The 14,026-nt window shown below is 43.6% G+C and carries 11 protein-coding genes; 7 read left to right on the forward strand and 4 right to left on the reverse strand.

Annotated features, from left to right (window positions below):
* Window positions 1-119: 119 nt before the first annotated feature.
* From KO511_RS18580 to hydA, 5 genes are all read left to right on the forward strand, one after another.
* Window positions 120-1,442, forward strand: a complete 1,323-nt coding sequence (locus KO511_RS18580; protein ID WP_215988894.1) for an aspartate aminotransferase family protein — start codon at window positions 120-122, stop codon at window positions 1,440-1,442.
* Window positions 1,443-1,461: 19 nt separating this feature from the next.
* On the forward strand, window positions 1,462-2,958 hold the full coding sequence (locus KO511_RS18585; protein ID WP_215988895.1) for a CoA-acylating methylmalonate-semialdehyde dehydrogenase: 1,497 nt from the start codon (window positions 1,462-1,464) through the stop codon (window positions 2,956-2,958).
* 177 nt (window positions 2,959-3,135) lie between these two features.
* A complete protein-coding gene (locus KO511_RS18590; protein WP_215988896.1) occupies window positions 3,136-4,401 on the forward strand; it encodes a Zn-dependent hydrolase in 1,266 nt (421 codons plus the stop codon).
* Between the two features lie 44 nt (window positions 4,402-4,445).
* On the forward strand, window positions 4,446-5,933 hold the full coding sequence (locus tag KO511_RS18595) for an NCS1 family nucleobase:cation symporter-1 (RefSeq protein ID WP_215988897.1): 1,488 nt from the start codon (window positions 4,446-4,448) through the stop codon (window positions 5,931-5,933).
* A 59-nt stretch (window positions 5,934-5,992) separates the two neighbouring features.
* On the forward strand, window positions 5,993-7,432 hold the full coding sequence (gene hydA, locus KO511_RS18600) for a dihydropyrimidinase (RefSeq protein ID WP_215988898.1): 1,440 nt from the start codon (window positions 5,993-5,995) through the stop codon (window positions 7,430-7,432).
* Window positions 7,433-7,699: 267 nt separating this feature from the next.
* On the opposite strand, the gene KO511_RS18605 is transcribed toward hydA, so the two are convergent.
* Entirely contained in the window at window positions 7,700-8,173 is a 474-nt protein-coding gene (locus KO511_RS18605; RefSeq protein ID WP_215988899.1) for an Lrp/AsnC family transcriptional regulator, read from the reverse strand.
* 147 nt (window positions 8,174-8,320) lie between these two features.
* Between KO511_RS18605 and KO511_RS18610 the strand changes: the two genes are divergently transcribed.
* The gene (locus tag KO511_RS18610) at window positions 8,321-9,370 is read left to right on the forward strand and encodes a diaminopropionate ammonia-lyase (RefSeq protein ID WP_215988900.1); all 1,050 of its coding nucleotides are present in this window, start codon (window positions 8,321-8,323) and stop codon (window positions 9,368-9,370) included.
* 82 nt (window positions 9,371-9,452) lie between these two features.
* Window positions 9,453-9,983, forward strand: a complete 531-nt coding sequence (gene def / locus KO511_RS18615; protein ID WP_215988901.1) for a peptide deformylase — start codon at window positions 9,453-9,455, stop codon at window positions 9,981-9,983.
* A 420-nt stretch (window positions 9,984-10,403) separates the two neighbouring features.
* Here the strand turns inward: def and KO511_RS18620 are convergent, their stop codons facing one another.
* From KO511_RS18620 to KO511_RS18630, 3 genes are all read right to left on the reverse strand, one after another.
* A complete protein-coding gene (locus KO511_RS18620) occupies window positions 10,404-12,275 on the reverse strand; it encodes a methyl-accepting chemotaxis protein (protein WP_215988902.1) in 1,872 nt (623 codons plus the stop codon).
* Window positions 12,276-12,477: 202 nt separating this feature from the next.
* Entirely contained in the window at window positions 12,478-13,554 is a 1,077-nt protein-coding gene (locus KO511_RS18625; RefSeq protein WP_215988903.1) for an AI-2E family transporter, read from the reverse strand.
* Window positions 13,547-13,783 carry a sulfurtransferase TusA family protein gene (locus KO511_RS18630; RefSeq protein ID WP_215988904.1) on the reverse strand — a complete coding sequence of 79 codons (237 nt, stop codon included), beginning with the start codon at window positions 13,781-13,783 and terminating at the stop codon, window positions 13,547-13,549. Before KO511_RS18630 ends, KO511_RS18625 begins: the two co-directional genes overlap by 8 nt.
* Window positions 13,784-14,026: the final 243 nt, after the last annotated feature.

Genomic DNA, 14,026 nt, shown 5'->3' on the forward strand with positions numbered 1-14,026 from the left:
CCCCGCATGTTTAGTTCGATTATTTGGTATTTATCAAACCAAATCTCGTGCTTAAAGTAAAAGCAAGTCCATGTTTTTTCCAAAGAAAATGGGAAATAACCAAAGGAGAACCAGATCAAATGGACACAAAGCAGATAGAAACAGAGATGCAAGCCTACTGGATGCCATATACTGCAAACCGCCGATTTAAAGCCGAGCCACGAATCATCACTGGTGCTCAAGGTGCCTATTACATCGATGATAAAGGACGCAAGATATTTGACGGCCTTTCTGGTCTATGGACATGTGGAGCAGGCCATAATCGTACAGAAATCGCCAATGCTGTAGAGAAGCAGTTGCTCGAACTCGACTATGCACCGGCATTCCAATATGGTCACCCTAAAGCCTTTGAGTTAGCAGAGCGTTTAGCCACATTGGCACCTGAAGATATCAACAAGGTTTTTTTTGTCAATTCCGGCTCAGAAGCCTCTGATACTGCCACCAAGATTGCACGTGCCTATTGGCGCCAACAAGGGCAGCCAACCAAAACTCGAATTATCGGTCGTATCAAAGGCTACCATGGAGCCAGTTGGGGAGGTATAAGCTGGGGAGGCATCAATGGCAATCGCAAACTGTGGGGCCAAGCGATGGAAGCAGACCACCTCGCCCATACTTTGCAACCCGACATGGCTTTCACTCAGGGGATGCCACCTAAAGGTGCTGAGATGGCAGATGAATTATTAGAGCTTATAGCTTTGCATGATTCATCCAATATCGCAGCCGTTATCATTGAGCCATTTTCCGGATCAGCTGGTGTAATTGTTCCACCAGAAGGCTACTTACAACGCCTGCGCGCCATCTGTGAACAACATAATATTCTGCTAATTTTTGATGAAGTGATCACTGGCTTTGGCCGTACAGGAAATTACTTTGGAGCCCAAACCTTTGGTGTTACACCAGACATGATTTGTATTGCTAAACAGATTACTAACGGCGCTATACCTATGGGAGCAGTGTTAGCTAAGCAAGGGATTTACGATGCCTTTATGCATGCAGGAGGCCCAGATCACAATATTGAGTTACCCCACGGCTATACATACTCTGGCCACCCTGTGGCCTGTGCTTGTGCATTAGCGACCCTAGATATATTGGAAAAAGAGCAGCTTATCCCACAAGTCGCCGAACTAGCACCTGTATTTGAAAAGTCGATCCACAGCCTTAGAGGTAGCAAACATATCTTGGATATTCGCAACTTTGGTTTTGCTGCTGGGCTCACGGTCGCACCACGTGACGGAGACGCTACCATTAGACCGGTGGAGATCGCCACCACTTTATGGCAGCAAGGGTTTTATGTCCGCTATGGCGGTGACACCATCCAACTAGGACTACCCTTCATCACCCAAGAACATGAAATAGATCGCCTTATCAACGCAATGGGCGATGCCTTCGAGCAAACAGATTAAACCCAGTGAGGAAGTAAACATGTTAGAACATATTGGTCATCTGATTAATGGTGAGATCCACACAGATAATAGCCAAGCACAGGCAATATTTAATCCTGCAACTGGTGAGCCATGTGCCCAAGTCAGTATGGCATCAAAAGAAACGGTCACCATGGCGATAAGCGCAGCCAAACAGGCCTATCCTACTTGGAGAAATACGCCACCAGCGGTACGGGCTCAAGTGATGTATCGCTTTAAACAACTACTTGAACAACACCAAGACACCATCTGCAACCTTATCTCCCGTGAGCATGGAAAAGTACTAAGTGACGCTAAAGGTGAACTAGCACGTGGAATTGAGAACGTAGAGTTTGCTTGCGGTATGCCAGAGCTGCTCAAAGGTGAGCACAGCCGTAATGTGGGACGTGATATTGATGCTTGGAATGAATTTCAGCCCTTAGGCGTCGTTGCAGGCATCACACCATTTAATTTTCCGGCCATGGTACCACTGTGGATGTGGCCAAGTGCAATAATGTGCGGTAACACCTTTGTACTCAAGCCTTCCGAGCGTGACCCATCTTGCGTTGTTTATATTGCTCAATTAGCTGAAGAGGCAGGGCTGCCACCAGGAGTTCTCAACGTAGTAAACGGTGGCGCTGATGTTGTTAACCAACTCATCGACGATGAGGCTATCCAAGCTATCAGCTTTGTTGGTTCTACTCCAATCGCAGAAGCTATATACAATCGCGCTGCTGAAAAAGGCAAACGCTGTCAGGCTCTGGGTGGGGCAAAAAACCACGCCGTTATCATGCCAGATGCTGATCTAGATAATGTAACTAGCGCACTCATGGGAGCTGCATATGGTTCATGCGGCCAGCGCTGTATGGCAATCTCAGTGGCGGTTGCAGTCGGTGACAACGTCGCTGATGCCCTGATCAACAAACTGAAACCAAAAGTTCAAGCGCTCAAAGTAGGTCCAGGGAGCGATAACAGTAATGAGATGGGACCTCTAATTACAGCAGCTCAAAAAGATAAAGTAGCCGCTTATGTTACACAAGCAGAAGCGCAAGGCGCTGAAATCGTAGTCGATGGCCGCAATATCGTCGTACCTAATTTTGAGTCAGGTTTCTTCTTTGGTGGCACCTTGTTCGACAAGGTGACACCTGAAATGACCATTTATCAACAAGAAGTATTTGGCCCAGTACTCGTCGTCGTCAGAGTAAACTCTTTAGAAGAGGCAGTGACACTTATCAATCAACATGAATATGGAAATGGAACCTGCATATTTACACGAGATGGTGAAGCAAGCCGTTACTTCTCAGACCAAGTCATGGTGGGCATGGTTGGTATAAATGTCCCACTACCAGTCCCCGTGTCATACCATAGTTTCGGAGGTTGGAAACGCTCACTATTTGGCGATCTGCATGCTTATGGCCCTGACTCAGTACGTTTTTACACTAGGCGTAAAGCTATCAGCCAAAGATGGCCATCTGGTGGTGTGAAAGATGGAACCTTATTTTCATTCCCAAGTTTATAGCTTGTAACAGTAGTAAAGGGTCAAACTTGATTCTGGCGGTGGTAACACGGCTTACGCCAGAATCTGATTGGTCAATTTTTTCTTTAATCAATCCGGCGCCTGTCCTCATTAATGTAGATCTTCAGGCAGTACCAACACCAGCAATTCGGCTGACAAAAATAGAGTAAAGGATTATTTATGAACGATTTACGCATTAATGGCGATCGACTATGGCAAAGCCTGATGGAAATGGCACAGTTTGGCCTAACGGAAAAAGGGGGATGTGCTCGCCTCGCAGCCACAGAACTGGATGGCAAAGCCAGAGATCTATTTGTCGATTGGTGCAAAAAATGCGGCTGCACTATTAGTGTCGATAAAATGGGTAATATCTTTGCGCGCCGCGAGGGAAAAGATAACTCACTACCGGCTGTGGCAACTGGTAGTCATTTAGATACCCAGCCGACAGGTGGTAAGTTTGATGGAGTATTTGGTGTACTAGCAGGTGTCGAAGTACTAAGAACCTTACATGAGAATAACATTCTCACCGCAGCGCCAATGGAGTTTACGGTTTGGACCAACGAAGAAGGTTCGCGCTTTCAACCCGCAATGCAAGGCTCTGGCGTCTATGTCGGTCGCTTCGACTTAGAAACCGAACTTAATAAAACCGATGTTGATGGTATTCGTCTAAAAGATGAGCTTGAAAACATTGGTTATCTAGGAAAAGAAAATCCGGGTAGTCGCCATATTGGGGCTTTTTTTGAAGCTCATATCGAGCAAGGACCTATCTTAGAAGATCAAGAAAAAACTATTGGTGTAGTCCGTTTAGGTCAAGGGATCCGCTGGTACAATGTCACCATCAAAGGGCGTGAATCTCACTCGGGCACGACTCCTATGTACTTACGTAAAGACGCTATGGTCGCAAGCGCAAAAATCATTGCAGAGGTTGAACAGTTAGCTCACCGCTATGAAAATGGTCTTGGTACCGTTGGCTTTATGCACGTTTTTCCTAACTCTCGTAACGTAATTCCCGGCGAAATAACCTTCAGCGTCGATCTGCGAAATCCAAATGCTGATGTTCTTACCAAAATGGACAAAGTCTTTACCGAATACTGCGCAGACATTGAAAAAGAGCGTGAAATCAAAATTGATATTGACCCATTCTGGTATTTCGCCCCAGTTGAGTTTAACGCCTCTGATGACGTTAAAGCGGCGGCAGAAAAACTCGGTTATTCAAACATGGATATCTATGCAGGAGCAGGTCATGACGCTTGCTATATGGCTGATGTCGTACCGACAGGTATGATTTTCACGCCCTGTGAGAACGGCATTAGTCATAACGAAATTGAAAACACTTCTCCGCAAGAATGTGAGGCAGGTGCTAACGTTTTGTTGCACACAATGCTAGAAGCCAGTACGCGCATTGCAATGGAATCTGCAAACTCCGCACTGTGTGAAACCGAATAGTAAACCTCTGTTGTCAGACAACTTCTCAATTGGATGAGAAATTAATGAAGCAATCAAGCATGAAAAAGATCGGTGACTTCTACGAACTAGACGTTGCCCAAGACTTAATAGATAGTAAATATTATAATCAAGACTTAGCACCTACCAAAATATCAGAACGTACTTGGAGCAAAGTAAACATCGCCGCGCTTTGGGTTGGGATGGCTATCTGTGTTCCCACCTATACCTTGGGTAGTGTGTTAACCACTTACTTCGGGCTATCGGTGCTAGAGGCACTAGTCACCATCTTACTCGCCAATACAATCGTACTGATACCACTGACACTAAACGCCTTTCCAGGAACCAAATACGGCATACCTTTCCCAATACTTCTTCGTTCGTCGTTTGGTACTCTGGGCTCCAACATACCATGTCTTATTCGTGGTCTAGTCGCTTGTGGCTGGTTTGGTATCCAAACCATGTTCGGCGGTTTAGCAATTCACCTGCTATTGTCTGAGTTATCAACCAACTGGGCAAATCTTGGCGGTATCGGTGAAGTAATTGGGTTCTTTATCTTTTGGATACTGAATATCGGTATAGTGCTCAAGGGCTCTGATTCAATCAAGTGGCTCGAAACCCTCTCTGCCCCGCTACTGCTGGCAGTTGGTCTTGGCCTTATATTCTGGGCTAGTGACAAAGTCTCATATTCGGAAATCATCATGACTCCAGCAAACCGACCCGAAGATGCTGGGCTTGCTAGCTATTTCTTTGCTGGTCTTACGGCTATGGTCGGCTTCTGGGCAACCCTATCTTTGAACATCCCAGATTTTAGCCGCTACGCAAAATCGCAAAGAGATCAAATTATTGGACAAATCATTGGCTTGCCTTTAACCATGTTCTTCTTCGCTGCATTAGGAGTTGTTCTCACCTCCGCTTCTTTCACCCTGTTTGGTGAAACGATTTCTGACCCTATAACGCTTATCAGTAAGATTGAAAGTCCATTTTGGGTAGTGGTTGCCATGGTGCTCATTATCATTGCCACCCTATCGACCAATACAGCTGCCAATGTCGTATCACCAACCAATGACTTTCAGAATATTGCACCGAAACAAATCAACCATACCCGTGGCGTGCTGCTTACAGGACTGGTTGGCCTTGGTCTGATGAGTTGGGAGCTATTGAAAAAACTCAACTGGATCGAATCAGATGTTAGTGTTGAAGCTATGTACTCAAACTGGCTATTAGGTTATTCAAGCTTATTGGGACCAATTGCGGGGATCATGATCGTCGATTACTTCCTGATCAAAAAGCAAACCTTAGACATTCCCTCTCTCTACTCAGATCAAGAGCAAAGCCCTTCAATTAACTATGCTGGCTTTATCTCCTTCTTCATTCCCGTGACCTTTACCATCATCGCCATCACTTTTGACGTTTTGATTTGGTTCTATAACTACGGATGGTTCACCGGAGCCTTGTCTGGCGCAATCCTATACTACTTGACCTCTACAGCGATGGTGCGTCCAGTCGCTAGTGCTCAGCCTGAAAAGGCATAATTGAACAAAAGGTCAACGGAGCTTTTACGTTGTTGACCCATTAAGAACAAGGAATAACTATGAATCTTTTAATCAAAGGGGGTGACGTCGTCACCCACGAGCAAACCTATTCAGCCGACATATTGTGTATTGATGGTAAAATAAGCCAAATAGGCCATGACCTAGATATTCCAACTGACACCGAAATTGTCGATGCCGGTGGCAAGCTGGTCATGCCGGGGGGAATCGACCCACATACGCATATGCAATTACCATTTATGGGTACTGTGGCCTCGGATGATTTTGCTTCTGGAACAGCCGCTGCATTAGCAGGGGGCACAACCACTATTATCGACTTTGTTATCCCCTCCCCCAATCAGTCTTTAATCGAAGCCTACAACCAATGGCAAGACTGGGCATCCCTATCACAATGTAATTACAGCTTCCATGTTGCGATTACATGGTGGGATGAATCAGTAAAAGCTGAAATGAAAACACTAGTCGCAGAGCATGGAGTCAACAGTTTTAAACACTTTATGGCCTACAAGAACGCCATTATGGCCACCGATGATATTTTAGTATATAGCTTTAGTAACTGCCTTGAGCTTGGTGCGGTGCCAACTGTGCATGCAGAAAATGGTGAACTTGTCTATCACCTGCAACAAAAGCTACTAGAAAAAGGCATTACAGGACCAGAAGCTCACCCTCTTTCTCGCCCCCCAGCGGTCGAAGGTGAAGCAGCCAACCGTGCTATCAATATTGCTGGTACTCTAGGTGCCCCTATCTACTTAGTACACGTTTCGACAGAAGACGCTGTCGATGCCATAAAATATGCCAAAGACAATGGTCAAATTGTGTTTGGTGAATGCCTGGCTGGCCACCTAGTCATCGATGATAGTGTATATAAAAACCCTGATTGGAACTACTCGGCCGCACATGTTATGAGCCCACCATTTCGCCCTAAAAAACACCAAGATGCATTGTGGAAAGGGCTACAAAGCGATGCTATTCAAACAACAGCTACCGACCACTGCGCCTTCTGCGCTTCACAAAAAGCGATGGGGAAAGAGAATTTCACCATGATTCCAAATGGTACTGCAGGCGTAGAAGAACGTATGATGGTTTTGTGGGACAAAGGGGTTAACCAAGGTAAACTGAGTCCAAACGAGTTTGTTGCTATCACTTCAACTAATGCCGCTAAGATATTTAATCTTTACCCACGTAAAGGAGCAATCGAAGTAGGTTCTGATGCAGATATCGTCATTTGGGATACCAACCAAGAAAAGACTTTTACCGCAAAAGAACATATGTCGAAAATCGACTTCAGTATTTTCGAAGGAATGAAAGTACAAGGTAAGCCAATTACTACAATTTGTAACGGTAAGATTGCTTGGGATAAAGGAGAATTAAAAACGGCGCCAGGGGATGGTCAATACGTCACTCGTCCTCCTTATGCTAGTTTCTACCAAAGCCAGCTAAAACGGAACGAGCTAGCAGAACCAGAGGCTGTGAAGCGATAATTTGAATTAGTGTGATTACCAAGGGAATCTGTCAGTTTCGTAACCTAGATGTGACAGGTTGCCCTAAATTGGTCCTGCCCCTTTTCTACTTAGTGCGATTACTCAGCAGCGGATTTCGTTGCTAAGTTTGCGATACTTGCAGTTATGGCAGGTGTCAGAACAGCACTACAAGGAAACTCCCAATTTCGCGCAAAACAGGTGTTCTATTAAGCAAAATCTATTCTGCATAACGATTCAATTTGTGACCGATGATTATCTGTGTCTCTATCAAGGCCTTTGCTCAATCATTACATTCATTCCGACCTTATTGCGTCTCATCACTACATTAGTTTTGAACCTCCTGATATTTGGATCGTCGAAAAATAGTCTATGGGTTAATACCTCGAAGTCTTCCATATCTTTCGCCAAGCAAATCACCGCAAAGTCTGCTTCTCCAGTAATGTAGTAACATTGCTGTACTTGGGGCTCATTAATCATTCTTTTTCGAAAATTATCTAACATATCGGAGCGCTCTCGCTCCATTTCGACTAAAACTAGAAAGGTCATTTTCCACCCCAGTTGCTCTGGGTCAAGAACAGACACATCTCGCAGAATGACTCCACTATCTCGTAACCGTTTTATTCGCCTTTGGACAGTAACCGTTGATAACCCTACTTCATCGGCAATCAGGTCAAGAGGTGAGCGACAATCTTCCTGAAGAATAGAGAGTATTGCTAAATCAGCTTTATCAAGTTCTATCATAGTTTTCCTAGATCATCCGTATGCATGTGTCATTTTAACACTAATAGCACGATTTTGACGGATAACCATCAAAAGTACAGAGAAGTATGAGGCATAGACATCACCTAGAAAAGTTAAGCTATAAAAAAGCACGTATAACTTGGATGTATGATGAACAAGGTAACTTCAGACTATATAGAAATATCGTGTCCAACGAAGCCACTGTCATGGCTAACACACTGTACAGATTATGAACCAACTCCATTGACAGAGTTAGCTCCTGTTGGTGAGGCCATAGGAGGCTCGACTTTATTTATCAAAAATGAAACCAACAGAATGGGGCTTGGTTCCTTCAAGGCTCTTGGGGGAGCGTATGCCGTTTTTTCTTTGGCTGAAGAAAAGCTGTGTCGAATTTTGAAAAGGACTCTCAGCCTAAAAGAGGTAATGCAATTAAGTCATGATTATTTGAAACAAGAAACCATTTGTTGCGCCTCAGCAGGAAATCATGGTCTTTCGGTTGCAAAAGGGGCAACTCTTCTCGGCTTGAAGTGCGAAGTGTTTATATCTGAGCAGGTTCCTAGTGCATTTGAAAACCGTTTGCAGCAAATAGGGGCGAAAGTAATTCGTGCAGGAATGACCTACGAGGAATCCATGAGTAACGCTTTGTCTCGCTCACAAGCAGATAAAGTCACTCTCATTACAGATTCATCATGGGCAGGTGAAACGCATTATCCTTCTTTGGTCATGCAGGGATATTCGGTATTGGCTCAGGAGATGCTAGATGAGTTTAAGCGATTAGCCCAATGGCCGACACACGTTGTTTTACAGGCTGGTGTGGGAGGTATGGCAGCGGCTGTAACTCAACACATACGAGACAAATGGCCTGTACAACCTGAAATTATTGTGGCCGAACCCGAATGGGCGAACTGTTTACAGCAGAGTGTCAAACATGGGGTCATAACTTCTGTTAAAGGGCCTGTTTCAAATATGGGGAGGCTAGATTGTAAAGAACCTTCAATCTTGGCATTTGATATCCTCAAAGTAGGTGCAGACAGCTTTGTTACTGTCACAGATGAACAGGCTACAGAGGCTAAAAACATGCTTTATAGCCACGGTATCAATACAACAACATCAGGAGCAGCTGGATTAGCTGGCTTAATGTTTTCCACCGTTCCAAGCAATGCTATACCATTAATCATTGTTACAGAGACCCAATGAGAACGAAAAACGGTTTGAACAAGCATAACTCAGCAAAAACCAACAGATAGTTTTTAACAACTTTAAACAAGAGATTAGTCAGATGAAAAAAGCGCAAATCTTAGCCTTTGGCGAACCAAGTTTACATATTCCAAGTGCGGAAGTTGACTTCAACGATCCTGATTTGTCCGACGAGATTGAACAACTAATAGTAGCTTTAAAAGAGTTCCAGTATGAGCTTGGCTGGGGTAGAGCAATGGCTGCACCGCAAATTGGTATAAACAAGCGTATGATTGCTATTAGGATTAATCAAAAAAGCCAAGTATTAATTAACCCTCAAATTACCCGTACAAGCTCAGAGAAGATGGTGGTCTGGGATGACTGTATGAGCATGCCTAATATTGCTGTGGAAGTAGAAAGGCATTGCAGTATTGATATCCGCTATACAGATGAGAGCGGACAGCAATGTTCGTTGACCAATACAGATCGTGATTTTTCCGAACTTTTGCAGCATGAAATTGATCATTTAGACGGTATTGTAATGACAGATAGGATAATAAGTGGTGGTGCAGTCATTCAGCGAGACTTAGTGGAAAAGTACGAAGGACAGAGGGGGGCTAGTAAAACGACATAGCGGTAGATAGCGGCAAAGCAGAGGTCTTCCACAATACTGAGAAGGCCTCACTTGGACTTACTGCCTATCTATGTACGTATCTTGAATAGGATAAAATTACTAACAAATACCTAAGATGGAAGCTTTTGTTCAAAAGCTTTCACGAACGGCATCTCGCATAGAGGTGCCGTTCGTCACTTTGGGATACGAGAAGTTATCCGTGAATAGCTAAATTAGCAAATTCACTGACACAAAAATGTCCAGTTATAAGTCACGATACCAACGGGCTGTCTGTGATCACCAAGCGATTCTGTCGTACGAGTTAGTCGTGACTAACCAGCGGATGTATAAGATCGTGTATGAGTTACTACAGATAATTCACATGTGATAGTCTCTTAAAAAGTAAAAATGCCAGCATTGTTGCTGGCATTTTTGACTCAACTACACAATAAATTTATTAAGAATCGAGTCTTGTTCCCGGACATTTTCAGTTTGAACTTTCATCGCAACGTTAGCGTCTTCCGCCGCATCTGCAACTTGAGTAGACAAATCCTTAATCTTGACAGTATTCGCGTTGATCTCTTCTGCAACCAAACTTTGCTCTTCAGCAGCTGAAGCAATCTGCATATTCATATCTGTAATACTCTGAATAGAATCCCGAATACGCTGGAGAGATTCATCCGCAGCTTTGGCTTTTTCAACAGCGTCAATAGCGGTACTTTTGCTTTCACGCATCGCCGCTGATACCGAACTCGCACCTGACTGAAGCTGTTCAATCATACTGCGAATCTCTGTCGTAGATTCTTGAGTACGCTGCGCCAAAGTTCGCACTTCATCTGCTACCACTGCAAAGCCTCGACCTGATTCACCTGCCCGTGCGGCTTCAATCGCAGCATTCAACGCTAGCAGATTAGTTTGATCTGCAATATCGTTAATGACCTTCAAGATGGTTTCAATGTTTGCCGTGGCTGATTCTAACCCTTGAACTTCTTCTACTGCCTGATCAATTCGTGCTGACAATGCATCTATTGACGCAGTAGTATCACTGACTACAGATGAACCTGATTGGGTAGCTTCATCGGCTTCTTTTGCTGCTCCAGCAGCTCCTTGGGCATTATTCGCGACTTCAGTTGCTGTAACGGCCATCTCATTCATAGCCGTCGCTAGTTGCTCCAGCTCCAGTAACTGGCTGCGCATTGCTTCAGCTGATTCTTCCGAGCCCTGTACTGTCATTTCAGTCCCACGTAAAATCTCAGCTCCGATCGCTTTCGACTGCTGAATCTGTGTTTGAAGTGTTTGTGTAAAGGTATTAAAACCTTCAGCAAGCTCTGCAAATTCTTTATCTGTATTGGTATCTAAGCGCTTGGTCAAATCCCCTTGACCGGATGCCACATCTTTTATCGCTTCGTTTAAGGTACCGAGCGGGCGCATCAAAACTTTAATTAAGAAACTGAGTACCAATACACTCAAAACAACGCTGATAATGGTGTAGACAACAGAGCTATTGCGCATATCTGTAATAGCAGCAAAGGCGATATCTTCATCAACAATGGCACCAATATACCAATTTTCACTCGGAACTGGCGTTAAGTGAACCATGAAGGAATGGCCATCTTTTTCAAAACGTTGCTCTCCTTCTTTGAGCGTTACGTTTGGAAGATAAGTTGACAGGTTCTGACCATTATTTTCTGCATCAGGATGGGCGATAGTCGTTCCGTCAGATGACACAATAAATAGGTAGCCAGCATCAAGTAAGTTGGCGCTATTGACTAACTCTGCCAGCCCAGTCAGCTCTAAATCGTAAAACATGGCAGCGGTAAACCGGCCATTATCCTTGACTGGTGTTCCAATCGAAATGATGACTTTTTTTGAAGATACGTCAACATATGGAGCTGTCACCACTAACTTTCCTTGGGCTTTAGCCTCCTTATACCAAGGACGAACCCTTGGATCGTAATCTGGACCAGCTTCCCATCCATCATCATTTTCGACTACAAATCCGTCAGCTTCATATGCATAACCAACGGCTAAGAATGTTCCTTTCAAGTTAGGTTTTTCGAGCACATCCTTCACACGTGTCTTATTTTGTGGATCAAGTTCCAATACCTCAGTCGTCGATTGAGCGAGAGATTTTTTACTCGCCATCTCCGATACAACGGTATTTTTAACCCCTTTCACCATCTCTGTTAAACTGGTATCAACCAAGTCTTCAACTTCTTTCTTAACAGTACTAAGCTGCTGAATAGAAAGTAACACGACAGTGACCAAAAGCAGTATTGACGATGCTGCAACGATCTTTTGACTGAATCTCATAGTGTCCCTCAAAGAGTAATTCGTTTGTAGTTGTTACTTGTCATTTATTATTATCGTCCTAACCAACACAGACTTAAGAAACTTCCTACAAAACTGATGTTTTGTAAAACAATCTTTTAAAAAGTATATACCTTCTACGCAAATAAAAAGCCCGAATGCATATGCATTCGGGCTTTTTATTGTAAATATATGAATTATATCATTAACCAGGATGACTATAAGCCTCATCTTCGTCGTGACTTGGCAACGCATTCCATACAGCCTTGACTAAAGTAGCTAAAGGGATTGCAAAGAAGACTCCCCAAAACCCCCATAACCCACCAAACACTAAAACTGCAACAATAATCGCCACTGGGTGCAAATTTACCGCTTCAGAAAAAAGAATGGGGACTAGTACATTGCCATCTAGAGCTTGAATAATCCCATATGCTAATAGCAACCAATAAAACTGCGGTGTAAACCCCCACTGGAATAATCCCACTATAGCAACAGGTACCGTAACCGCAGCTGCCCCAATGTAAGGGATCAGCACAGAAAGGCCAACGGCAACAGCAAGTAATACTGCATAGCGAAGATCCAAAATGGCAAATGTCACATAACTAACACTACCCACAATTAAGATCTCCATAACTTTGCCACGAATATAGTTTGAAATTTGCTGATTCATTTCATGCCAGACTTTCGTCGCCAGCTTGCGATTTCGAGGCATCACACCACTCGCTAAAGACATCATTTCTTGTTTATCTTTTAGTAAGAAGAACACCAATAGTGGTACCAAGATTAAATAAACAGCTAAAGTTGCGATACTAACCAACGAAGCAAGAGAGCCTTTGACAACGGTCTCTCCCATCACTATGACTTGGTTTTTAGCGTTGGTCACTACAGACTCTACGATTTGAAAGTTATCTAATTCTGGATATTTCCGTGGTAACTCAGCAATCACTTTTTGCACACCCGAATACATAGTGGGGATATCGTTAATCAGATTACCTACTTGCTTCCAAATCGTTGGCACAAGACCGAACACGGCCAATAGCATCAAGCTAGTAAAGCCCAAAATAACCAGAATAACTGCAAGCTTTCTAGGTATATGAAAACGAGAAAGCTGTGTTACTGGCCACTCTAATAAATAGGCCAAGACGATAGCAACTAAAAGCGGAGCAATTAGATTACCGAAAAAATAAATCGTAACAAAGCCAAATAGTAAGATCGCGACCAAGCTTACGGCATGAGGATCGGAAAAACGTCGCTTGTACCAACGACTCACCATTTCAAACATTCGACAGGGTCCCTTTAATTACTTGAACACGAAAATAGCCATCTAACTCTTCACATACCCATTTAAATGATTGCTTGAGTAAGAAACGTTTTATATCAGATAAAGAATCGTGGCCTGAAACATAAATAATAGCTTTTTGGCCAGCGTTCATCTCTTTGGCGTGACGCTTAACAAGCAATAAAGCCATTGGACAACGTTCCTGACGTAAATCCAAAATATTCTGTTTCATTATTTAGCCTGATGATTAATAGTAAACGAATATTGTATAGTGTTTTTTTTCCAACGTCAGGGCAAATACAATCATTAGGAAAAGTTTCACACTGTACTGACCATTGGGAGCAAAGTTCCCATAAAATAAGAAAGAAAGTTCCACAGAGTGCATAACAGCATGTGAAACCTTATCACAAAAAGAGGGTCAAACTCGATATCCTGTGGTCAAACCTGTTATTATAGATATTAGGCTCATCAGAGG

The organism is Vibrio hepatarius (genome assembly GCF_018860525.1).
GTDB classification, from domain to species: Bacteria; Pseudomonadota; Gammaproteobacteria; order Enterobacterales; family Vibrionaceae; genus Vibrio; species Vibrio hepatarius_B.